Source organism: Streptococcus vicugnae (assembly GCF_016461705.1).
GTDB classification, from domain to species: Bacteria; Bacillota; Bacilli; order Lactobacillales; family Streptococcaceae; genus Streptococcus; species Streptococcus vicugnae.
The window spans coordinates 37717-61654 of the sequence record NZ_JAEMHW010000004.1; the positions used below are offsets into that span (position 1 = coordinate 37717).

Sequence of the window (23938 nt, forward strand, 5' to 3'; positions counted from 1 at the left end):
CATCAATTGTCAAAGAAAAGATTATATGAAATCGCTAAAGAACTGGGCAAGTCAAGCAAAGAGGTTGTTGAGTATGCTCAAGAATTAGGACTTGATGTGAAGAGCCATTCTTCTAGCGTTGAAGAATCTGATGCCAAACGAATTGCGGCAAAATTCTCGGGCAATGCTAAACCTGCTGCAGCAAAAGCTAAAGTAGAAAAAGTAGCTGAGAAAACAGTTGTGGAAGCTCCTAAGGCAGCTCCTGCAAAACCTCAAAGCCGTAATTTCAAGGCAGAACGTGAAGCGCGTGCTAAGGCTGAAGCTGAAAAACGGGCTAAAGGCGGCGATAAAAAGCGCAATAACAATCAAGGACGCGACACTCGTTCAAATCGTGACAGACAAGAGAATGCCCAAAATAATCGCAAGCAACGCGATCGCAATTCTCAAAATCATAATCGAAGAGATCAGCAGCGTGATAATCACCAGAGAGATCAACGAAATGATCGCAATCAATCAGCTAAGCCACGTATCGATTTCAAGGCACGTGCAGCTGCATTGAAAGCAGAACAAAATGCTGAGTACTCTCGTCAAAGCGAAAATCGCATTCACGAAAAAGAATCAGCTAAGCGTAAAGCAAAGGCAGCAAAAGAGCAAGAACATAAAGCTCGTGTGGATGCTAAAGCTAAGGCTGAAGAGCATAAAGCAAAAGCAGCAAAACCTGCAGCGCCTGCACCTCAACATGTAGTTGCAGAACAAGCAGCGCCAGCTGTTGATAAACGTCGTAAGAAACAAGTACGTCCTGAAAAATCACGTGATTATGAACGTGATAATGAAGATGGACCACGCAAGAATAGAAAAAACTGGAATAATCAAAACCAAGTGAGAAATCAAAGAAATAGTAACTGGAATAATAACAAGAAAAACAAAAAAGGTAAACATAACAATCGTAACAACGCTCCAAAACCTGTAACTGAGCGTAAGTTCCACGAATTACCTAAAGAATTTGAATACACTGAAGGCATGACAGTCGCTGAAATCGCAAAACGTATTAAACGCGAACCAGCTGAAATCGTCAAAAAACTCTTCATGATGGGTGTTATGGCAACTCAAAACCAATCCCTCGACAGCGATACAATCGAATTGTTGATGGTTGATTACGGTATTGAAGCACATAAAAAAGTCGAAGTCGATGAAGCTGATATTGAACGCTTCTTCGCAGATGAAGGTTACCTCAACCCTGATAAAATGGTTGAACGTGCTCCTGTCGTAACAATCATGGGACACGTTGACCACGGTAAAACAACCCTTCTTGATACTCTTCGTAATTCACGTGTCGCTACAGGCGAAGCTGGTGGTATCACTCAACATATCGGTGCTTACCAAATTGTTGAAAATGGTAAGAAAATTACTTTCCTTGATACACCAGGACACGCGGCCTTTACATCTATGCGTGCACGTGGTGCTTCAATCACAGATATCACTATCTTGATTGTTGCCGCAGATGATGGTGTTATGCCGCAAACAGTCGAAGCCATTAACCACTCTAAAGCCGCTGGTGTACCAATCATCGTTGCTATCAACAAGATTGATAAACCAGGTGCTAACCCAGAACGTGTTATTGGTGAATTGGCAGAACACGGAATCATCTCAACTGCTTGGGGTGGTGATTGTGAATTCGTTGAAATTTCAGCCAAATTCGGTAAAAATATTGATGAATTGCTAGAAACAGTTCTTCTTGTTGCTGAAATGGAAGAATTGAAAGCTGACCCAACAGTTCGTGCTATCGGTACAGTTATCGAAGCTCGTCTTGATAAAGGTAAAGGTGCTATTGCAACACTTCTTGTTCAACAAGGTACCCTTCATGTTCAAGACCCAATCGTTGTAGGTAACACATTCGGTCGTGTACGTGCCATGGTTAATGATCTTGGACGTCGTGTTAAAGTAGCTGAACCATCAACACCAGTATCAATTACTGGTCTGAATGAAGTTCCTATGGCTGGTGACCACTTCGCTGTTTATGAAGATGAAAAAGCTGCACGTGCAGCTGGTGAAGAACGTGCTAAACGTGCTTTGATGAAACAACGTCAAGTTACACAACGTGTTAGTCTTGAAAACCTCTTTGACACACTTAAAGCTGGTGAAGTTAAGACTGTTAATGTCATCATCAAAGCCGACGTACAAGGTTCTGTTGAAGCCCTTGCTGCATCACTTCTTAAGATTGATGTTGAAGGTGTTAAAGTCTCAGTTGTTCACTCAGCTGTAGGTGCTATCAATGAATCAGACGTTACTTTGGCAGAAGCTTCAAACGCCTTCATCATTGGATTTAACGTACGTCCTACACCACAAGCACGTCAACAAGCTGAAACTGATGAAGTAGATATTCGTCTTCACTCAATTATCTATAAAGTTATTGAAGAAGTTGAAGATGCCATGAAAGGTATGCTTGACCCTGAATACAGAGAAAAAATCATTGGTGAAGCTGTCATCCGTGAAACATTTAAAGTATCTAAAGTTGGTACAATCGGTGGATTCATGGTTACAAGTGGTAAGATTACTCGTGATGCTAGCGCACGTGTCATCCGTGACGGTGTTGTTATCTTCGACGGTAAACTTGCTAGTCTTAAACACTTCAAAGATGACGTTAAAGAAATCGGAAACGGCCAAGAAGGTGGTTTGATGATTGAAAACTACAACGATATTAAAGTTGATGACGTTATCGAAGCTTACGTTATGGAAGAAATTAAACGTTAGGGAGTAAGACAGAACCCTAAAAAGCAGGTTCGTCGTCTTACCCCCGCACGGTTGAGTAGGGTTGTAAAAGCTGATTTATCAGCGTATTAGAATCCACTCAACTACTGCGCCAAGTATTGTGGCTGAAACCACTAATACTTGTACGGCAAGCACTATGGTGCCTTTTCAAGTTATTATTACTGCGATTAGATTTTAGATTATTTGCGAGCATCGCTCGCAACAAAAGGATACTTTCTGCTGTGGTGAAAGTGGCTGTAGCATTTTTAAAGCAGCCACCGGGAAGTTTTGAGACTTTGGGCTCAAAACTTAGGCATGAAATTCCGAAAGGAAGTCGCTGCCGACCACACCACCTCAGGGAAGTATCAAAAAAGACTTTGTCTTTAGTTTAAAGTGCCTTGCCTAAACGTTACATATTACAAATAAAAGCTAGGCTTGCTTAGCCTAGCTTTTTTCAAAAATCATTAGAAAGGAAAATATTATGGCTAATCATCGTGTCGATCGTGTTGGGATGGAAATCAAACGTGAAGTAAATGAAATTTTGCAAAAAAAAGTTCGTGATCCACGTGTTCAAGATGTGACTATTACTGATGTTCAAATGCTTGGAGACCTTTCAATGGCTAAAGTGTATTACACTATTCACTCTGAACTTGCTTCAGATAACCAAAAAGCACAAACTGGTCTTGAAAAAGCTAAAGGAACAATCAAACGCGAATTAGGTCGCAATTTGACAATGTACAAAATTCCAGATTTGACATTTATCAAAGATGAATCAATCGAATACGGGAATAAAATTGATCAAATGCTTCGTGATTTGGAAGCTAAAAAATAATTTAAAATCATATATTCAAAAGTGGGCTGCCAATTGGCGGCCCTTTTTGAGTGTGATATAATGAAAGTGGTTTAGCGAGGAATATTGAGAAGATGAAAATTACGGTTTATTTGGGGTCAAGTTTTGGGAATGACCCGATTTATAAGGAAAATATCATTGAATTAGGTCATTGGTTAGCCAAACAGAAGCATCAATTAATCTATGGTGGCAGTAAAGATGGTCTAATGGGCGTTTTGGCAGATACGGTTTTAGCTGATGGCGGAGAGGTTTATGGCATTATTCCGCTTGATTTTAAAAAGCGTGAAAAAGCCCATCTTCATTTAACAGAACTGACTCTGGTAGCGGATATGGATGAGCGTAAGCGACTTTTAATGGAAAATGGCGACGTTTTCTTAGCTTTTCCAGGCGGTCCTGGGACATTAGAGGAAATTATTCAGGCTTTTTCATGGGCTCGTATTGGTCTTCACCATAAGCCTTGTATTTTTCTTAATATAAATGGTTACTACAATCCTTTAAAAGAGTTTTTTGATCAAATGGTGGCGACAGGATTTTTAAATCAATCTGATTGTGATAAGGCTATTTTTGTTAATGATTTACAAGAATTATCAGCGTTTATGGTTGCCTATCGGAAAGAAAAGTAGGTGATAAGTCGATGGATATCAGAGAGCTTTTTTCACAAGATGATGAGTTGATGGCGATTTTTAGGATTATAGAGCAACTTGATTTAAAAGATGCATGGTTGGCTGCGGGGACGTTACGCAATTATATTTGGAATGTTTTATCGGGAAAGCCTGGGCTATCAGATGCTAGCGACCTTGATGTCGTATTTTATGATCCAGAGATTACTTATGAAGAAACGCTAGCGCTACAAAATCAGCTTCAGTTATGTTATTCCAACTATCAATGGGAAGTCAAAAATCAGGTCTTTATGCATGGTCACAGTCCGCACACAGCTCCTTATCAAAATGCTAGAGATGCTATTAGTAAATATCCAGAACGCTGTACAGCTATAGCAGCACGTTTAAAAGATGGTGATTTAGAATTATTTTTGCCTTACGGTGATGATGATATTGTTAATTTTGTCGTCCAACCCACTCCACATTTTTTAGCTGATAAAGAACGTATGACAGTTTATCATGACCGCTTGAAAAAGAAAGATTGGCAAAAGAAATGGCCGCGCTTGCAAATTCTAGCGTAAAGAACTAGAATGTGAAGTGTAAAGTCTCTTAAATTACTCATAGATTCAATGCCTTTGGGTATTGAAGAAGTCTGAAACATTTTGTTTCGGACTTTTTTAATCAATGAAAGTTGACAAATGTAGACGATAGAATTATAATAAATTTACAAATGTAAACCAAATGATTTTTAGAAAGGAATGCTATGTCAATTTCAAAATCGGAGTGGGAAATCATGCGAGTGATTTGGACTAAAGAAGAGGCAACTAGTGGGCAGATTCTTGAGATTTTAGGAAATAAAAATGACTGGACAGCTTCAACGGTTAAAACTTTTTTAAAGCGCTTAGTCGATAAAGGTTATCTGGTAAGAACAAGGTCTGGTAAGTCTTATCTTTATTCAAGTACTCTCACTGAACAAGATGCTATGAACCAACAGGTTGATGACTTATTTGATAAATTTTGTCAGCGTAAGCACACAATGATTCTTAAGCATCTACTCAAAGAAACTCCCATGACCTTAACTGACATCGCTGATTTGCAAGCTCTGCTATTAGCCAAAAAAGAAGAAGCTTTGGATGAAGTACCTTGTAATTGTATTCCTGGACAATGTCGTTGTAAAGAACATCTTGGTCTTTAACGGTTGATTTGTGAGATTTCTGATAGGAAGGTATCTTATGGAAAAAGAAGAAGTCTTTGTCATTGATGGCATGACCTGTGCGGCCTGTGCTTTAACCGTCGAAAATGCTGTCAATAAAATAGATCATGTCGATTCGGCTGTTGTCAATCTAACAACAGAGAAAATGACTGTGAGTTATAATCCTGATTTAGTCAGTGAGGCAGAAATTGAAAAAGCGGTGGTTGACGCTGGTTATGGCGCTTGTGTCTTTGACCCGACAACAGCTAAAAGTCAATCAGAACGTCAAAGTGAAGCCACTCATAACATGTGGCACAAATTTTTATGGTCTGCTTTATTTGCTGTTCCTTTGCTTTATCTTTCAATGGGAAGTATGATGGGACTCTGGGTTCCACAAATTGTTAGCTTGTCAGTTCATCCGTTGGCTTATGCGCTGGTTCAGCTAGCTTTGACTTTACCCGTCATGTATTTTGGGCGTCGCTTTTATGTTAATGGTTTTCGTGCTTTAGCTAAAGCTCATCCCAATATGGATTCCTTGGTTGCTTTAGCGACAAGTGCAGCCTTTTTATACAGCCTTTACAGCACTTACCACATCGCCTTAGGACATGTGCACCACGCGCATATGCTTTACTTTGAATCCGTTGCGGTGATTTTAACTTTGATTACTTTGGGAAAATACTTTGAAACTCTTTCAAAAGGACGTACTTCAGATGCTATTCAAAAGTTATTAACGCTGTCAGTCAAAGAAGCAACAGTTATTCGTGACGGGATTGAACAAACTGTTCCAATTGATCAAGTACTTGTTGGTGACCTTATCTTGGTTAAACCAGGTGAGAAAATTCCTGTTGATGGTATGGTGGTTTCAGGACATTCAGCCATTGATGAATCCATGCTAACTGGTGAGAGCATTCCTGTTGAAAAGAATGTAGACGACAAGGTCTTTGGTGCTTCTATTAACGGGCAAGGTTCACTGACCATTCGTGCTGAAAAAGTTGGCGATGAAACCCTCTTAGCACAGATTGTTAAGTTGGTAGAAGATGCTCAGCAAACTAAAGCACCTATTGCTAAAATTGCTGATAGAGTCGCGGGGGTCTTTGTACCATTTGTCATAGGAGTTGCTCTTATTACATTTATCTTTTGGTATTTTATCATGGGGCATAGTTTTATCTTTGCTCTTCAAGTAGCGATTGCTGTTTTAGTTATTGCCTGTCCTTGTGCACTTGGGCTTGCTACCCCAACGGCTATCATGGTTGGTACAGGGCGCGGTGCTGAAAATGGTATTCTTTATAAACGTGGTGATACTCTTGAAAATGCTCATCATGTTGATACTATTGTTTTTGACAAAACAGGAACAATCACTCAAGGAAAACCACAAGTCGTTGATATCTTTGCTTACCAAGGTGATGAAAATAGCCTTCTTAGTCAGGTTGCTTCGATTGAAAAATATTCAGAACATCCCCTTAGTCAGGCAATTGTGGAAAAAGCAGCAGCTGCTAAGGTAACTTTGACAGAAGTTGAGGACTTTACTTCATTAACAGGGCTTGGACTCCAAGCTAACGTTAATGGTCAGATGATTTTAGTTGGTAACCGTAGGTTGATGGAAAGTCATCACATTGACCTAAGTAAAAGCGAGGAAGCGGTGCTTTCTGCGACGCAAAAAGGGCAAACCCCAATTTACGTTTCGGCTAATCAGCAACTTTTGGGTGTGATTACTCTTGCTGATTTGTTAAAAGCAGACAGCGAAGAGACTGTTGCTAAATTGCAAGAACAAGGCATTGAGGTTGTCATGTTGACAGGTGATAATAGCAAAACTGCGCAAGCTATTGCTAATCAAGCAGGTATTAAAACCGTTATTAGCGAAGTTTTACCAGACCAAAAATCACAAGCCATCAAGGATTTGCAAAGTCAAGGGAAAATGGTTGCTATGGTTGGAGATGGCATTAATGATGCGCCGGCTCTGGCTAGTTCAGATATCGGGATTGCAGTAGGAACTGGAACGGATATTGCTATTGAGTCAGCTGATATTATTCTGATGAAACCGGAAATTTCGGACGTTCTTAAAGCTTTGAGCATCAGTCGTTTAACTATTAAAGTGGTTAAAGAAAATCTTTTCTGGGCTTTCATTTATAATATCTTGGCGATTCCAATTGCTATGGGAGTCTTATATCTCTTTGGAGGACCGTTACTTAATCCGATGATAGCGGGTCTTGCTATGGGATTTAGTTCAGTTTCTGTTGTTTTAAATGCACTTCGCTTAAAATATATAAAAATAGATTAATGGTTATAAAGGAGTTTTACATGGAAAAAACATATGAAGTTACTGGTATGAAATGTCAAGGTTGTGTCACAAAAGTGACTGAAAAATTATCAGCTGTTCCTGGCGTGAAAGCAGTTAATGTTGATTTAGAGAAAAAACAAGCCACTATCACAGGACGTCCATTTAAGTTCTTTTTAAAACGTGCGCTTAAAGGAACAAAATTTAGCCTCGGAAAAGAAATTAAGTAAAATTTAGAAAAACAGAGCTTGCTCTGTTTTTTTACTTGTTCAAAAATGATAAACTAGTCTAGTAAGAAAAAAATATAGTTTGGAATCAAAATGACGATGAATGTATGGGACTTATTGAGTATCATTGGTTCTATTGCTTTTGCTTTGTCTGGAGCGATTGTAGCAATGGAAGAAGATTTTGACATTCTTGGGATTTTTATCCTAGGATTTGTGACTGCTTTTGGCGGTGGGGCGATTCGTAACCTTTTAATTGGTTTGCCTATCAGTGCCCTCTGGTCACAAAGTCAGTGCTTTTATTTTGCTTTAGCGGCCATGTTGTTTATCATGATATTTCCAAATATCATTACGCATAAAGGTTGGAGAAAAGCTGAAGTCTTAACGGATGCTATCGGATTAGCAGCTTTTAGTGTTCAAGGGGCTATGTACGCTGTTAAATTACATCAACCTTTAAGTGCAGTGATTGTAGCAGCTGTTTTAACAGGTGCCGGTGGCGGTATCGTTCGAGATATTTTAGCAGGTCGGAAACCAAGTGTCCTTAGAAGTGAAGTATATGCTGGTTGGGCAATTTTAGCAGCGCTAGCCATTTATTTTAAAATCGTTCATAATGATCCTGGCTATTATTTATTAGTTGTAATTCTGACAATCTTACGTATGATAGGCTACTGGCGTCAGTGGCATTTGCCAAAAATTAAACGGAAGGTCTCTAAAAATGATTAAATTAATTGCAATCGATTTAGATGGAACATTACTAAATTCAGATAAAAAAATTCCTGAAGAAAATATTAAAGCAATCCAAAAAGCAGCACAAGCTGGTGTTAAAATCGTTCTTTGTACAGGACGTCCAAAATCAGGAATTCTTCCCTATTTTGAAAAATTAGGACTGACTGATGAAGAGTACATCATTATGAACAATGGTTGTACGATTTACAATACAAAAAATTGGGAATTGGTTAGTTATGCTCAAGTGTCAAATGACGAATTAGATAAGCTTAATCATGCTATTTCAGAATACCCAGATGTTTGCTTAACGTTGACAGGTGAAAAACATTATTATGCTGTTGGAAACGAAGTCCCAGAATTAGTTCAATATGATGCAGGGCTTGTTTTTGATACAGCAATCGCAGCTAGCCTAGAAGAAATGAAAGCAACATCAGAAGTAATTTTCCAAGCTATGTACATGGCGAGAGCCCCTCAACTAGATCCTTTCCAAGAAGCTAAAGAAGAAGCTTTAGCAAAAGAATTTAGTGTGGTTCGTAGTCAACAATATATCTTTGAAGCTATGCCAAAAGGCTACACGAAAGCAACTGCTTTAAAAGCTTTATCAGAAAAACTTGGCTTTTCTCCATCTGAAGTCATGGCACTTGGTGATGCAGCAAATGATTTAGAAATGCTAGAATTTGCAGACCACAGTGTCGCTATGGGAAATGCGACAGATGAAGTGAAAGCTATTTGTCGCTATGAAACAACAACTAACGACCAAGCGGGTGTTGCTCAAGCTATCTATGACTACGTTTTAAAATAATAACTAAGAAAATAAAAAAGACCGCCCAAGTTTAACTTGGGCGGTCTTATCTTCTTATAAGAAAAGTGGTAAACCGATTGCGGCAACTTCCTCTGCTGGGATACGCATATCATCTGCTACCCAGTTAGAGATTACTGAGATAATGGCGTTGCTCCAGAACGAATTGGTGTAGCGGGAATCGTGTTTTTTCTTGAACCTTTGATAAGCTTTTAGACGTTTAGAGACAATGCTCGTCAAAAGTTTTTCTAGGTGTTGCTCAAAAATCGTGCAAAGAACTTGCGCTTCTTTTTTAGCTTCGGTCAATATGAAAAGCCAAGCTTGGGAGAGCTGACTTTTCAAATCGAATTCTTTGAGACCACGAAAAATACGACGAACGATTTGGGTTAGAATAGACTCTAAAATAGCTTCTTTAGATTTGTAATTACGATAGAATGCGTTGCGTGAGACACCTGCTTTAGCAACGAGTTCAGAGATAGTAATTTGGCTCAAGGTTTTCTTTTTAAGAAGGAGCAAAAGTGCCGTTTCTAAAGCCTCACGAGTGAGTTTTCGAGATTCTTTATTAGAAACTTGCAGATTTTGCAAGGACTTTTTTGAAATTGTCTTTTCCGTCATGACAAAAACCTCTTACTTGTGACATCTGATTGTTTTTAATACTAAGATAAAGGCATTAATGATATAATTTTAGGTGAAAATACTTTGTTTGTCAAATAAATTTTAAATTCAAATGGATTGGAGGAAATAGATATGACTTGGAAAATCGTTACAGATTCTGGATGCGACCTTCGCCGTATTGAAGGGCTTGCAGAACACACAGAATTTCAAAATGTGCCACTAACGATTCAAATTGGTTCAGAAGTTTTTGTGGATGATGAAGGATTAGATGTTGCTGATATGATGACAACGATGTACGCAAGTCCAGTTTCATCAAAATCAAGCTGTCCTAGTCCAGATGCCTTTTTACAAGCTTACCAAGGTGCTGAAAATGTTATTGCTATTACCATTACAGGTAATCTTTCAGGAAGTCACAATAGTGCACAAGTTGCAAAACACATGCTCTTAGAGGAACACCCAAATGTGAATGTTCACGTGATTGATTCTCTTTCAGCAGGTGGCGAAATCGATTTGATTGTTCTTGAGTTGAATCGCTTGATTGCGCAAGGATTAAGCTTTGATGAAGTGGTTGAAGCTATCACAGCTTATCAAGAAAAGACAAAATTATTGTTTGTTTTAGCACGTGTGGATAACCTTGTTAAAAATGGTCGCTTGAACAAATTAGTCGGAAAAGTTGTTGGACTTTTGAACATTCGCATGGTTGGTAAAGCAAGTAACGAAGGAAAATTGGAACTTCTTCACAAGGCACGTGGCCAGAAAAAAGCTGTTCAAGCAACAGTTGATGAGATGTTCAAAGAAGGTTACCAAGGCGGAAAAGTGATTATTACGCATGCTAACAATGAAAAAGCTTGTCAACAATTGAGCGATAAAATCAAAGAAAAATACCTTCAGGCTGATGTTACCTTTGTACCAGCATCAGGTCTTTGCAGTTTTTATGGTGAAGATGGTGGTATCTTATTGGGGTACGAAACAGTGTAAGTTAAAAAAGCTAGGACAATGTCCTAGTTTTTTTTAGTAAAAGAACTGTATTTTATGATGGCAATTAAAGTAGTAATAGTAATAACAATATCCATAAATAATGCTGGATAAGCTTTGATAGTAAAGTCATAAAATGACCAGAGCAACATATTTTCAACAGTGACCCAACGAAGCCATTGCACCTTATTAGTAGCAAAAGAAATAATAGTATAAGACATAGATGAAATTAGGGGAAGCAAACCAATTAATCCTAGATTATTGAAATACGTTCCAGCAGAAACCTGTATAATCACCAAAATAATGGTTGTGTAGATAGAATCCCATTTTTTAATCATAAGTGTGTTACGAATAATGGATACGCTGATAGAAATCGCACCAGTGTAGCCACCAAGTAAAAAATTAGCAATCATCGTGAAGAAATAATCCGATAATTGCCAAGTTAACATACTTTTTTTGGTTTTAGCAAATGATGATGTTGCTAAACAAGTTGCTCCAATCGCAGAAAAGATAAGTCCGATTGTCATCGATTAATAACTGTATGAGTTGTAATTGCCATTAGTTACAGTTGTTGAATCGGTAGTATTGTCAGTTGAGTTTGTTGTATTCAAAGAAGTTGTTGTATCGACACTTGAAATTGCGTTAGAAACAGCATCAAGTCGAGCTTGTAGTTGATTTTTTTTATCTTGATTAGTTACAGCGTCAATAGCAGCTTGTGCAGCACTAACATTGTCACTTGTTTGTTCAGATTCGGCAGTAGCAACAGCATTTTCTGCATTGCTTTGATTGGTAACCTCTGCAGAAACAGCGTCTAATTGAGATTGTAAATCTGTCTTTTTAGCTTCATCAGAAATTTTATTAATAGCAGCTTGTGCGTTAGTCACAGCATCTGCTGAAGGATTAGCTTTAGCTTGATCCAACAATGATTGGGCATTAGCTTCTAAATCAGCTTCACTTGATGATGACGAAGATGTAGCAGAAGTTCGTGGTTCTGAACTTGAAGTACTCGTATGCGTATTACCAAAGAAAAGATAAATGCCACCTGCGAAGGCAATTAAAATAATACTTAGAATAAAATAAGTAACTTCACTTCTTGATGTTTTCATAAAAGCTCCTTTTATAAAAAAATTAAATATGATGTGATAAAAAAACGATATTACAAGTCTGGTAAATAAACAGATTTAGTAGTGTTACGTGATAAGCACGATATCTCTAACTATTATAACATATAAATGGGAGCACATTAGTTTTTTTCTAAAAAGCTCCATTATTTTTAGCTTTTTTTATCATTTTTATTTGGAAATGCTGCTTTAGCATGAAGAAAAATCCCCTTTCTTAAAAGATTGGTATTATTCAGTTAGTTATCATTTTAGAAAAAAGCTTAAAAAATACTTGTTTGTTTTCTGCGAATACATTAAAATGGAGGTATCGGGGTTTTTTTCCGAGAAAATTATGATATTGAGGATAAGACTGTGTCAGTAAATTGGCAAGAAATTGCTTTTGGTTTTTTTGGAGGTCTAGGACTCTTTCTCTTTAGTATTAAATACATGGGAGACGGTCTTCAACAGGCTGCGGGAGATAGACTTCGTTTTTATATCGACAAATATACGAGTAATCCTTTCTTAGGAATTCTTGTTGGTTTAGCCATGTCAGCCCTAATCCAATCAAGTTCAGGGGTAACAGTTATTACTGTTGGACTGGTGTCAGCGGGACTTTTAACCTTAAGACAAGCGATTGGTATTGTCATGGGAGCCAATATTGGGACGACTGTAACGTCCTTTCTGATTGGTTTTAATTTGGGTGACTATGCACTTCCAATGATCTTTCTTGGTGCCGCTTTGCTATTTTTTACGTCAAATCGACGTTTGAATAATATCGGGCGTATCATCTTTGGTGTAGGAGGAATTTTCTTTTCACTAAACATTATGGGTGATGCTATGGAACCGCTGAAATCTGTTTCAGCCTTTCAAGATTATTTAGCAACCTTGGGTGACAAACCAATTATGGGGGTTTTGATTGGGACTGGCTTGACTATGCTTATCCAATCATCAGCAGCAATCATCGGTATTTTACAAGGATTGTATGCTGGTCATTTACTTGATCTTCAAGGGTCAATTCCAATCCTTTTGGGAAGTAATATCGGTACTTGTATCACAGCCGTGCTTGCAGCGATTGGTTCTAACATCGCAGCAAAACGAGTGGCTGGGGCTCACGTTCTTTTCAACGTTGTCGGAACAGTGCTCTTTATGGTTTTATTGGTGCCATTTACTAGCTTAATGCAGTGGATGGAAGTTCATTTCAATTTAACACCAGCCATGACAGTTGCTTTTGCACATGGTACTTTTAATATTACAAATACCATTTTGCTCTTCCCATTTATCGGAACTTTGGCATTTGTTGTGACAAAATTAATTCCTGGTGAAGATGAAGCTGTTAAATACAAAGCTGTTTACCTTGATAAGATTATTTTAAAACAAGCGCCAGCTATTGCCCTTGGTAACGCTAAAAAGCAATTGATTCACTTGGGTGCTTTTGCAACGCAAGCTTTTGAAGCAGCATTCTTATTTGTTGAAACATGCAATGAAAAATATGCTGATAAAACGCAAAAATTTGAGGATACAATTAATAATGTCGATGAAGAATTGACAAAATACTTAATTGATCTTTCAAGTGAACAATTGAATCAACACGAAAGTGAAATTTTATCAAGTATTTTAGATTCATCACGTGATTTAGAACGTATTGGAGATCACAGTATTAGCCTAGTTCACTTGATGGAACATAATATTTCAAAAGATATTACCTTCTCACAATCAGCTGTTCAAGAAATCGATAAACTTTATCATGAAACACATCGTATGATTTTGGATTCATTGAAAGTTATCATTGATAATGACCTAGAATTGGCAGGAGAGTTGGTGGAACGTCATAAAGAAATTGCGCATTTGGAACGTCGCATTCGCAAAAATCACATTAAACGTATGAACAATGGCGAATGTACACCGCTTGCAGGGGTTAACTTTATCGACTTAATCACACCATGTACACGTATCACTGACCATGCTTTGAACTTGGTTGAAAAAGTACTTGAAAATCAAATTTAATAATAAATCGAACATCTTTGAGGCAGTGATGCTTCAAGGGTGTTTTTTTGATAAAGACCAATATAAAATTGGTCTAATTTTGGTATATACCATTTACAAAAAAGCGCTTTTATTTTATAATATAAACATGGAGGCGATTCAAATGACAAAATATATTAAAGCAGATGAATTTTACTATCCTTACCATGTTAAAGGGGCAGGCTACTTGGCTATCGAAGGAAATGATTTCGGTGAATGGCAAGAAGAAGCACCGCATGGCGCAGAAATTATAGATTATACAGGTTTTAGTGTGGCACCTGGCTTAGTAGACACACACATTCATGGTTTTGCTGGTGTTGATGTCATGGATAATAATCAAGAAGCTTTCGAAACGATGAGTAAAGCACTTTTAGGAGCTGGAGTGACAAGCTTCTTGCCAACTGCCCTGACAGCATCTTTTGAAACACTTGATGATATTTGTCGTACGGCAGCTGATTTTGCAGGTCAAGAAAGTGGAGCACGTATTCAAGGATTGTTCTTTGAGGGACCATATTTCACAGAGAAATATAAAGGGGCTCAAAATCCATCTTACATGCGAAATCCATCTACAGCTGAACTAGATCAATGGCTTGAAAGTTCAAAAGGGCTATTGAAAAAGATAGCTTTAGCACCTGAACGTGATGAGGTAGAAGACTTTATCAACTATGCAAATAGTAAAGATGTTATCGTTGCTCTAGGGCATTCAGATGCGACTTATGATCAAGCAGCGCAAGCTGTTGAAGCAGGTGCTTCTGTCTGGGTTCATGCCTATAATGGCATGCGTGGACTTAATCATCGTGAACCAGGTATGGTTGGTGCGATTTATGAGCTGCCAAATACTTATGCTGAATTGATTTGTGATGGTCATCATGTACACCCATCAGCTTGTGATATTTTGATGCATCAAAAAGACCACGAACATGTGGTTTTAATCACTGACTGTATGAGTGCTGGTGGTCTTGAAGATGGTGACTATATGCTGGGTGAATATCCGGTTACTGTTGAAAAAGGAACAGCACGCCTAAAATCAAATGGAGCGCTTGCTGGGTCTATCCTTCAACTGAAAGATGCTGTTAAAAATGTTGTGAATTGGGGAATTGCTTCAAAAGCACAAGCTATTGGCATGGCGAGTCTTGCAGCAGCTATTTCGGTTGGTATTGACGATAAATGTGGTCAGATTAAAAAAGGACACAAAGCTGATTTTATCATTTTGGATAAAGATCTTGATCTTCGAGCAACATACCTTGGTGGACAGGAAGTCTGGAATGCGTAGAAAATAAGAAGAAGTTGACTTTACTAGCTTTTAGTAAAATCAGCTTCTTTTGTTATCCACTAGACACTCAATTACATTTGTGCTAAAATAGCTGATAAAGAGAGAAAGCCTCATGGTGTTTCTTAGCGAGTCCGAGGTGGTGGAAGTCGGATGAAACTGAAGTGAGTCGCTGGCGCTTTCGCTTAGCAAGGCTAAGTTAAAATCAGATAAATGAAGTAATAAAATAGGGTGGAACCGCGTTTTAACGCCCCTTATGAGGTATCATATGGGTGTTTTGGCGGTTCTTTTATTATGGAAAAACGCTTATTCACTGTAGGTGCTTCGCAAATTAAGTTACTAAAACAAGGAGTAGATGTATGTCTAAAAAATTGACTTTCCAAGAAATTATTTTGACTTTGCAACAATTTTGGAACGACCAAGGTTGTATGTTAATGCAAGCTTACGATAATGAAAAAGGTGCTGGTACAATGAGCCCTTACACATTCCTTCGTGCCATCGGTCCAGAACCATGGAATGCAGCTTATGTAGAACCATCACGTCGTCCTGCAGATGGTCGTTACGGTGAAAACCCTAACCGTCTTTACCAACATCACCAATTCCAAGTTGTTATGAAACCATCTCCATCTAACATTCAAGAACTTTACCTTGAGTCATTGGAACGTTTGGGTATCAATACTTTAGAACATGATATTCGTTTCGTAGAAGATAACTGGGAAAACCCATCGACTGGTTCTGCTGGTCTAGGTTGGGAAGTTTGGCTTGACGGTATGGAAATCACTCAATTTACTTACTTCCAACAAGTTGGTGGTTTGCAAACTGGTCCTGTAACTTCAGAGGTTACTTACGGTCTTGAACGTTTGGCATCATATATCCAAGAAGTGGATTCTGTATATGATATCGAATGGGCTCCAGGTGTTAAATATGGTGAAATCTTCCTTCAACCAGAATTTGAACACTCAAAATACTCATTTGAAATTTCTAACCAAGATATGCTTCTTGAAAACTTTGAAAAATTTGAAACTGAAGCAAAACGCTGCTTGGAAGAAAACTTGGTTCACCCAGCGTATGACTACGTTTTGAAATGTTCACACACATTTAACTTGCTTGATGCGCGTGGTGCTGTTTCTGTAACAGAACGTGCAGGTTACATCGCTCGTATCCGTAACTTGGCTCGTGTCGTTGCTAAAACTTTCGTTGCTGAACGTAAACGTCTTGGTTACCCATTGCTTGATGAAGCAACACGTGAAAAACTTTTGAAGGAGGATGCTGAATAATGGCTAAAAATTTACTTGTAGAACTTGGTTTAGAAGAATTACCAGCTTACGTGGTTACTCCAAGTGAAAAACAACTTGGCGACCGCATGGCAGCATTTTTGAAAGAAAAACGTTTGGCATTTGAAAGCATTCAAACTTTCTCAACTCCACGTCGTTTGGCTGTACGTGTGATTGGTCTTGCTGATGCGCAAACTGATTTGATAGAAGACTTTAAAGGTCCTTCTAAGAAAATCGCCTTGGACGCTGATGGCAACTTTACAAAAGCTGCACAAGGTTTTGTTCGTGGTAAAGGTTTGACAACTGATGACATTGAATTCCGTGAAGTTAAAGGCGAAGAATATGTCTATGTCACAAAACACGAGGCAGGAAAAGCTGCTAAAGAAGTACTTGTTGACATTCCAGAAATCTTATCAGCAATGACTTTCCCAGTAAACATGCATTGGGCAAACAACACATTTGAATACATCCGACCAGTTCACACATTGACAGTTCTTCTTGATGATGAAGCTTTTGACCTTGATTTCTTGGACATCCATTCAGGTCGTGTTAGCCGTGGTCACCGTTTCCTTGGTCACGAAACAGAAATCGCAACTGCTGATTCATACGAAGAAGATTTGCGTAAAGTCTTTGTTATCGCTGATGCTAAAGAACGTCAAGACATGATTGTTAACCAAATCAAAGCTATCGAAAAAGCTCAAAACGTTCGCGTTGAAATCGATGACGAATTGCTTAATGAAGTGCTTAACTTGGTTGAATACCCAACTGCCTTCATGGGAAGCTTCGATACTAAATATCTTGAAGTTCCAGAAGAAGTTCTTGTGACATCAATGAAAAACCACCAACGTTACTTTGTTGTCCGCGATCAAGATGGTAAATTGATGCCAAACTTCATTTCAGTTCGTAACGGTAACGCTGAACACATCGAAAATGTTATCAAAGGTAACGAAAAAGTGCTTGTGGCTCGTTTGGAAGATGGTGAATTCTTCTGGCGTGAAGACCAAAAACTTAAAATCGCTGATCTTGTTGCGAAACTTGATAACGTTACATTCCACGAAAAAATCGGTTCACTTTCTGAACACATGAACCGTAGCAAAGTGATTGCTGCTTACCTTGCTGAAAAAGCTGGTGCTTCTGCAGAAGAAAGCAAAGCACTTGCACGCGCTGCTGAAATTTACAAATTTGACCTATTAACAGGCATGGTTGGTGAATTTGACGAATTGCAAGGTATTATGGGTGAAAAATATGCCCTTCTTGCTGGTGAAGATGCCGCAGTAGCAACAGCTATTCGCGAACACTATCTTCCAAACTCAGCTGATGGTGACCTTCCAGAAACTAAAGTTGGTGCACTTTTGGCACTTGCTGATAAATTGGATACAATCCTATCATTCTTCTCAGTTGGCTTGATTCCATCAGGTTCAAACGACCCATACGCTCTTCGTCGTGCGACAGCTGGTGTGGTTCGTATCATGGATGCCTTTGGTTTGAAAATTCCAATGGATGAATTGGTTGACAACCTTTACGCTTTGGAATTTGATAGCTTAACATACGAACACAAAGCAGAAGTGATGGACTTCATTCGTGCACGTGTTGAAAAAATGATGAACAAATCAGTTTCTAAAGACATTAAAGAAGCTGTTCTTGCTGGTTCAAACTTTGTTGTTGCTGAAATGCTCGAAGCAGCTGATGCTCTTGTTGAAGCAAGCAAAGCAGAAGGTTATAAAGCAGCAGTTGAAAGTCTTTCACGTGTCTTCAATCTTGCTGAAAAAGCAGCAGCTGATGTGGCTGTAGATGCAAGCTTGTTTGAAAATGATGAAGAAAAAGCATTGGCACAAGCTGCATCAGAATTGAACTTGTCAGGTAATGCTAGCGATAAATTGGCTCAATTGTTTGCATTGAGCTCAGTTATCGACAAATTCTTTGACAATACTATGGTAATGGTAGATAATGAAGCTGTTAAAAACAATCGTTTGGCTATCCTTGCTGAATTGACAGCAAAAGCTAGCAGCGTAGCAGCATTTAACAAATTGAATACCAAATAAGCTTAAGAAATCTACTCTTTGAGTAGATTTCTGACTTATATCGGACTTCTGAATTTTAGAGGTTTTGGTAAATTATAGAAAGGAATAGCGTACGAAACAGTTGTTTTGTATGTTAGGTGAGTCTTACTCATGAATGAAAAAAAGATTCAACGTATTAATGAACTTGCGCGTAAGAAAAAAACAGTTGGTTTGACTGGTCCAGAAAAAGTCGAACAAGCTAAACTTCGCAAAGAGTATATTGAAGGTTACCGTCATTCACTTCTTCACCACATTGCAGGTATTAAGATTGTCGATGAAGATGGAAATGATGTGACACCAGAAAAACTTCGTCAATTGCAACGTGAACGTGGTTTGCATGGCAGAAGCCTTGACGACCCAAATTCGTAAGATAGGAATCCCAGTCAGTAATGACTGGGATTTTTGTGTACAATGAAAAGGAAAAATGTCCATTTTAAAGTGGACACTAAAAGGAGTTTGTTATAATTAGAAAACGCATACAATAATAAGTGTGAAAGGAAAATGAAGATGAATAAAAAACAATTACAATTTGATAGATTGCTAGCAGTATTGCATCAGAATTCAGATTATATCACGGCAAAATCTTTATCCGAACAATTGAATTTATCTGAAAAAACGGTTTATCGTCTTGTAAAGGAAATAAATCAAAACTATTTTCCTGATGAACTTATCATAAAAAAGAGAGGGCGTGGTTTTAAACTTAATAGACTTAAAAATTATGCTACTTTAATAAATTCTAAGCAAAATGATTTTACACCAGCTAGTAGGCAACTTCAAATTTTGGAGAGATTGTTAACGATATCACCTAAAAAATTACTTATATATGACTTAGCACGAGAGTATTATGTCAGTGATTCCGTTATTATGAAAGATAAAATCGAGATTCAAAAGCGACTAAATCCCTTTCATTTAAAAATCTCAACTCGGACAGGCTATATTTTTATAACAGGTTCAGAATTGGATATTCGTAGAGCATTAGCGGATTTGGTACCAACGTTTAGCATGATTGATATTGACAATTTGTCTAATACTACTAACCAAAGTCATTTTGATTTAGAGCTTGCTAAAATTATTTTGGAAGAAATTGACCAAATTGAGACGGATTTACAGGTAAGGTTACCATATCCATACAATGTTAATATTTTTTCTCATCTTTACATTATGCTTGAACGGTTAAAAATTTCTAGTCGTAAAATCGCTAACGCAGAAGTAGTGGATATCAAGATGACAGATTACGATGACTCAGTTCTCAAAGAAAGTAAAAAGATTATAAATGATATTGGGAATCGTTTAGGGAGGAGTATTGATGATTTAGAAATTAATTATCTCTATCAATACTTGTATTCGTCAAGATTTCAACTTAGTACACATCAGCAAAAAATTGAATTTTCAACGCGTGTTGTTTCTGTAACAAAATTTTATTTTAAAAAGATGAAAATAACAAAGTCAGAATCAATAAATGAACAATCTCCTATGTTTATTGATTTGGCAAACCATATCAGTCCATTGTTAAGAAGATTAGATAATAAAATTTATATCAAAAACAATATGTTGCATGATATTAAAGACCGTTATGCTGATATTTTTAATCAGACAGAGAAAGTTTCTCTGGAGATGACAGAACAATTTGGTTTTTCAATGTTAAGTGCTGATGAAATTGGCTTTTTGACGTTATATTTTGTTCGTTTCAAAGAATTAAACCCAACTCCCATAAAAGCGGTTGTGATGTGTTCATCGGGAATTGGCATTTCAGAACTGCTTAAAGTGAAAATTGAAACGGCTTTTCAAAATCTTGATATTGTTAAAGTAGTATCTTCTCAAAATATCAAAGAAATTTTACAAAATTATCCAGATATTCAATTGGTTATCACGAGTGTTAGTTTGCAAGAAATGTTAAACGTAAAGACAATTCTTGTAAGTGCCTTATTAACAGATGAAGATAAAAAGAATATCCAAAATGCAATAAGGGAGATTAATTATGGTAACTGATTTATATCAATACGTTTCTAACCAAAATTTCAATAATCGGCAAGAAGTTTATGAATATTTAGCATCTCAAATTGACAGTCAAACCCTAAGTCAGCAAGAGATAGAAAGTAAATTCCTAGAACGTGAAGCGATGGGAAATATTGAAATCGCACAAGGTGTTGTTTTACCGCATTTCACCAATGAGAATGTTCAAGATAAAATCTTCATTGTACGTCTTTCGGAACCTATTTTGAATTGGTCTAAAGGTATTGCAAAGGTAAATATTGTAATTGCTCTTGTGATTAATTCTCAAACAGCATTTAAAATACGTCCACAAATTCAAAATCTCATTCAGCATCTAATTGATGAGCAGTTTATTGAATTATTAATGACAGGCAGTCAATTGGAAATTAAGAATTATTTAAAACAATAGTACGAGGAGAAATTATGGAGTTATTAGATAAAGAAAATATCCAGTTAAGTTCTCAAAAAATGAATTGGGAAGAGGCAATAAGATTAACGGCTCAACCTTTACTAACAAAAGGAAAAATTAAAGAGAGCTATATTCAGGCGATGATAGATAAGGTAAAAGAATACGGACCATTTATTAACATTGGAGAATATTTAGCTTTACCACATGCCCGACCGGAGGAGGGAGTTATTGAAACTGGTATATCTTTTCTGAAGTTAAAATATCCAGTAAATCTTTTAGATGACCCTAACCATCCAGTATCTATTTTTATTTGTTTGGCTGCTAGTGATAGTAGTCAACATCTAGAAGCATTGATGAAATTAACAAAAATTCTATCTAAGAAGGAAAATTTACAAGTATTGCTTCAATCATCAAATATTGAAGAAATTAGCTCATTGCTAGAAGGAGTGTAATAATTATGAAAATTTTTGCAGTATGCCAAAGTGGTTTAGGAACAAGTTTTATGGTTCAAATGAATATTGAGTCAGCCCTACAAGAATTAGGAGTTGATGTAGAAGATTTTACAGTTGAGCATACAGATTCAGGAAGTGTTAGTGGAGACATGGCTGATTACTTCTTTGCTGAAAAGACTTTGGTTCCTGCTTTATCTAACCTACCAGAGGAAAAGATTATTTCGTTAAATTCTATCATTGATGCTGATGAAATAAAACAACAAGTAATTAATATACTAGATAAAAATGCTATTACACATCGGTAATCAAAAAGTAGAGAAGAGGATTCTATTATGAAAAGTGCTTTAAATATATTTGTTTCTATAGTTACTCAACCTGCCATTTTAGTAGCTCTCATTGCTTTAATTGGTTTACTTTTACAAAAGAAAAAATTCTCTGATGTAATGTCAGGGACAATTAAAACAATAGTTGGATTTCTTGTTTTAACAGGTGGTTCAGGGATTTTGCAGAATGCCTTGGCTCCTTTTGCAAAAATGTTTCAAGTAGCTCTAAATACTCAAGGTGTTGTTCCTAGTAATGAAGCTGTTGTTGCGATTGCTTTACAAGATTATGGAAGTCAAACAGCTTTAATTATGTTGGTTGGAATGATTGTTAATATTCTATTGGCACGCTTTACACGTTTTAAATATTTATTTTTAACAGGTCAAGCTATGATGTATGTTTCTTGTATTACAGCTGTTATTTTGATAAGTGCTGGTATCAAAGCGAATCCTATAGTTATCATACTTGGAGGGTTATTTGAAGGAACGTTACTGACAATCACTCCCGCTCTTTGTCAACCTTTTATGAAAAAAATTACTGGTAATGATAATGTTGCCATGGGACATACAGGAAATATTGGTTATGCTATAGCTGGTTGGATTGGAAAATGGTTTGGTGATAAATCAAAATCTACAGAGGATATGGATGTTCCACAATCATTTAGTTTTCTACGTGATTCAACAGTATCTATTATGTTATTAATGAGTGTAGTTTATGTCATCTTGGCACTGGCAGCTGGCACAGGTTATGTAGAAAAAGAATTGAGTGATGGAACAAGTGCGATTGTTTATGCAATTATTCAAGCAGGGACATTTACGGCAGGATTTGTAGTTGTTCTACAAGGTGTTCGTATGGTACTAGCAGAAATCGTTCCAGCATTTCAAGGTATTGCTAAAAAATGGGTACCAAATTCTAAACCAGCATTGGATGTGCCAATTATCTTTTCTTATGCACCAAATGCAGTATTGATTGGCTTTTTTACTAGTTTTATTGTTGGCACAATTTCAATGTTTATAATGATTGCTCTTCATACTACGGTTATTATTCCAGGTGTAGTTGGACACTTCTTCTGTGGAGCTGCAGCAGGTATTTACGGAAATTCTACTGGTGGTAGAAGAGGAGCTGTTCTTGGCTCTGCTGTTAATAGTTTACTTATAAGTTGGTTACCATTGGCTATTTTACCATTACTTGGTTCTCTTAAAATGGCAGCTTCAACATTTGCTGATACAGATTATCTAATTCCAGGCTATATCTTAGGAAAAATTGGACAATTGGGGTCAGGTGCACTTATTACAGCAATCCTCGCTTTTGTATTTATTGTAATTGTAATAAGTATTATTCTTGATAAACGAACAGATTCTGAATTGTAAGAAGGGGAATACAATGAAATTTTTCTTAGATACAGCCGATGTTTCGGCGATTAAAACAATTAACGAATTAGGTGTCGTGGACGGTGTCACGACCAATCCAACGATTATTTCCCGTGAAGGGCGTGATTTTGAGACGGTTATCAAGGAAATTTGCCAGATTGTTGATGGTCCTGTGTCGGCAGAAGTCACAGGCGTAACAGCTGAAGAAATGATTACTGAAGCGCGTGATATTGCTAAATGGGCAGATAATATTGTGGTCAAAATTCCGATGACAATGGAAGGGTTGAAAGCAGTCAATGTGCTTTCAAAAGAAAACATTAAGACCAACGTCACTCTTATTTTTACGGTATCTCAAGGGCTTATGGCTATCAAAGCTGGTGCAACCTTTATCAGTCCATTTGTTGGACGTCTGGAAGACATCGGCACAGATGCTTACCAATTGATTTCAGATTTGCGAGAAATCATTGATTTTTATGGCTTTGATACGGAAATCATTGCAGCCAGCATTCGTAATACAGTTCATGTTGAGAACGTTGCGAAACGAGGTGCTCATATTGCTACCATTCCAGATGCTGTTTTTGATAAAATGACCAAACACCCTTTGACGACAAGCGGCATAAAAAACTTTACTAAAGACTGGGAAACGTTTAAAAATAAAGTCGAATAATAATTTAATTTAAAAAGTC

General features: G+C 37.3%; 24 protein-coding genes. 21 read left to right on the top strand and 3 right to left on the bottom strand.

Annotation, left to right across the window (positions count from 1 at the left end):
- The first annotated feature begins 6 nt into the window (after nucleotides 1–6).
- The 9 genes from infB to JG537_RS08010 all read left to right on the top strand — a co-directional run bounded on the left by infB (nucleotide 7) and on the right by JG537_RS08010 (nucleotide 9395).
- Complete coding sequence (gene infB, locus JG537_RS07970; RefSeq protein ID WP_199544790.1) at nucleotides 7–2730, top strand: translation initiation factor IF-2; 2724 nt, start codon at nucleotides 7–9, stop codon at nucleotides 2728–2730.
- 478 nt (nucleotides 2731–3208) lie between these two features.
- The gene (gene rbfA / locus JG537_RS07975; protein ID WP_009853447.1) at nucleotides 3209–3559 is read left to right on the top strand and encodes a 30S ribosome-binding factor RbfA; all 351 of its coding nucleotides are present in this window, start codon (nucleotides 3209–3211) and stop codon (nucleotides 3557–3559) included.
- 92 nt (nucleotides 3560–3651) lie between these two features.
- Nucleotides 3652–4200 (top strand): LOG family protein, encoded by a 549-nt coding sequence (locus JG537_RS07980; RefSeq protein ID WP_132869157.1) that lies wholly within the window; start codon nucleotides 3652–3654, stop codon nucleotides 4198–4200.
- 11 nt (nucleotides 4201–4211) lie between these two features.
- A complete protein-coding gene (locus tag JG537_RS07985) occupies nucleotides 4212–4757 on the top strand; it encodes a nucleotidyltransferase family protein (protein WP_132869156.1) in 546 nt (181 codons plus the stop codon).
- 182 nt (nucleotides 4758–4939) lie between these two features.
- Nucleotides 4940–5371, top strand: a complete 432-nt coding sequence (locus tag JG537_RS07990; protein WP_132869155.1) for a CopY/TcrY family copper transport repressor — start codon at nucleotides 4940–4942, stop codon at nucleotides 5369–5371.
- Nucleotides 5372–5408: 37 nt separating this feature from the next.
- Entirely contained in the window at nucleotides 5409–7646 is a 2238-nt protein-coding gene (locus JG537_RS07995; protein WP_132869154.1) for a heavy metal translocating P-type ATPase, read from the top strand.
- A 20-nt stretch (nucleotides 7647–7666) separates the two neighbouring features.
- Nucleotides 7667–7873: a heavy-metal-associated domain-containing protein gene (locus tag JG537_RS08000; RefSeq protein WP_133017836.1), complete on the top strand. Its 207-nt coding sequence runs from the start codon at nucleotides 7667–7669 to the stop codon at nucleotides 7871–7873.
- A gap of 90 nt (nucleotides 7874–7963) precedes the next feature.
- The gene (locus JG537_RS08005) at nucleotides 7964–8590 is read left to right on the top strand and encodes a trimeric intracellular cation channel family protein (RefSeq protein ID WP_199544792.1); all 627 of its coding nucleotides are present in this window, start codon (nucleotides 7964–7966) and stop codon (nucleotides 8588–8590) included.
- Complete coding sequence (locus JG537_RS08010) at nucleotides 8583–9395, top strand: Cof-type HAD-IIB family hydrolase (RefSeq protein WP_199544794.1); 813 nt, start codon at nucleotides 8583–8585, stop codon at nucleotides 9393–9395. The genes JG537_RS08005 and JG537_RS08010 overlap by 8 nt, the downstream gene beginning before the upstream one ends.
- A gap of 54 nt (nucleotides 9396–9449) precedes the next feature.
- Here JG537_RS08010 and JG537_RS08015 read toward each other — a convergent pair whose 3' ends face one another.
- A complete protein-coding gene (locus JG537_RS08015; protein WP_199544796.1) occupies nucleotides 9450–10007 on the bottom strand; it encodes a TetR/AcrR family transcriptional regulator in 558 nt (185 codons plus the stop codon).
- Between the two features lie 132 nt (nucleotides 10008–10139).
- Between JG537_RS08015 and JG537_RS08020 the strand changes: the two genes are divergently transcribed.
- Entirely contained in the window at nucleotides 10140–10985 is an 846-nt protein-coding gene (locus JG537_RS08020) for a DegV family protein (RefSeq protein ID WP_199544798.1), read from the top strand.
- A 23-nt stretch (nucleotides 10986–11008) separates the two neighbouring features.
- Here the strand turns inward: JG537_RS08020 and JG537_RS08025 are convergent, their stop codons facing one another.
- Both JG537_RS08025 and JG537_RS08030 read right to left on the bottom strand, forming a co-directional pair.
- Nucleotides 11009–11509 (bottom strand): YgjV family protein, encoded by a 501-nt coding sequence (locus JG537_RS08025; protein ID WP_199544803.1) that lies wholly within the window; start codon nucleotides 11507–11509, stop codon nucleotides 11009–11011.
- A gap of 3 nt (nucleotides 11510–11512) precedes the next feature.
- Complete coding sequence (locus tag JG537_RS08030) at nucleotides 11513–12088, bottom strand: peptidase (RefSeq protein WP_199544805.1); 576 nt, start codon at nucleotides 12086–12088, stop codon at nucleotides 11513–11515.
- Between the two features lie 366 nt (nucleotides 12089–12454).
- Between JG537_RS08030 and JG537_RS08035 the strand changes: the two genes are divergently transcribed.
- The 11 genes from JG537_RS08035 (at nucleotide 12455) to fsa (ending at nucleotide 23919) form a co-directional block, all read left to right on the top strand.
- Entirely contained in the window at nucleotides 12455–14086 is a 1632-nt protein-coding gene (locus tag JG537_RS08035) for a Na/Pi cotransporter family protein (protein ID WP_199544807.1), read from the top strand.
- A gap of 142 nt (nucleotides 14087–14228) precedes the next feature.
- On the top strand, nucleotides 14229–15377 hold the full coding sequence (nagA, locus tag JG537_RS08040) for an N-acetylglucosamine-6-phosphate deacetylase (protein WP_132869264.1): 1149 nt from the start codon (nucleotides 14229–14231) through the stop codon (nucleotides 15375–15377).
- 356 nt (nucleotides 15378–15733) lie between these two features.
- Complete coding sequence (glyQ, locus tag JG537_RS08045; RefSeq protein ID WP_006531137.1) at nucleotides 15734–16651, top strand: glycine--tRNA ligase subunit alpha; 918 nt, start codon at nucleotides 15734–15736, stop codon at nucleotides 16649–16651.
- The gene (glyS, locus tag JG537_RS08050) at nucleotides 16651–18690 is read left to right on the top strand and encodes a glycine--tRNA ligase subunit beta (protein ID WP_199544809.1); all 2040 of its coding nucleotides are present in this window, start codon (nucleotides 16651–16653) and stop codon (nucleotides 18688–18690) included. The genes glyQ and glyS overlap by 1 nt, the downstream gene beginning before the upstream one ends.
- Nucleotides 18691–18819: 129 nt before the next feature.
- On the top strand, nucleotides 18820–19077 hold the full coding sequence (locus tag JG537_RS08055; RefSeq protein ID WP_039695920.1) for a DUF896 family protein: 258 nt from the start codon (nucleotides 18820–18822) through the stop codon (nucleotides 19075–19077).
- A gap of 138 nt (nucleotides 19078–19215) precedes the next feature.
- A complete protein-coding gene (locus JG537_RS08060; protein ID WP_199544811.1) occupies nucleotides 19216–20697 on the top strand; it encodes a BglG family transcription antiterminator in 1482 nt (493 codons plus the stop codon).
- Nucleotides 20687–21109, top strand: a complete 423-nt coding sequence (locus JG537_RS08065) for a PTS sugar transporter subunit IIA (protein WP_012961449.1) — start codon at nucleotides 20687–20689, stop codon at nucleotides 21107–21109. The genes JG537_RS08060 and JG537_RS08065 overlap by 11 nt, the downstream gene beginning before the upstream one ends.
- A gap of 14 nt (nucleotides 21110–21123) precedes the next feature.
- Complete coding sequence (locus JG537_RS08070; RefSeq protein ID WP_061460061.1) at nucleotides 21124–21561, top strand: PTS sugar transporter subunit IIA; 438 nt, start codon at nucleotides 21124–21126, stop codon at nucleotides 21559–21561.
- Nucleotides 21562–21566: 5 nt separating this feature from the next.
- Nucleotides 21567–21866: a PTS sugar transporter subunit IIB gene (locus JG537_RS08075; RefSeq protein ID WP_003063470.1), complete on the top strand. Its 300-nt coding sequence runs from the start codon at nucleotides 21567–21569 to the stop codon at nucleotides 21864–21866.
- A 27-nt stretch (nucleotides 21867–21893) separates the two neighbouring features.
- Entirely contained in the window at nucleotides 21894–23252 is a 1359-nt protein-coding gene (gene ulaA, locus JG537_RS08080; protein WP_074658715.1) for a PTS ascorbate transporter subunit IIC, read from the top strand.
- 13 nt (nucleotides 23253–23265) lie between these two features.
- Complete coding sequence (fsa, locus tag JG537_RS08085; protein ID WP_013642715.1) at nucleotides 23266–23919, top strand: fructose-6-phosphate aldolase; 654 nt, start codon at nucleotides 23266–23268, stop codon at nucleotides 23917–23919.
- The last annotated feature ends 19 nt before the right edge of the window (nucleotides 23920–23938 follow it).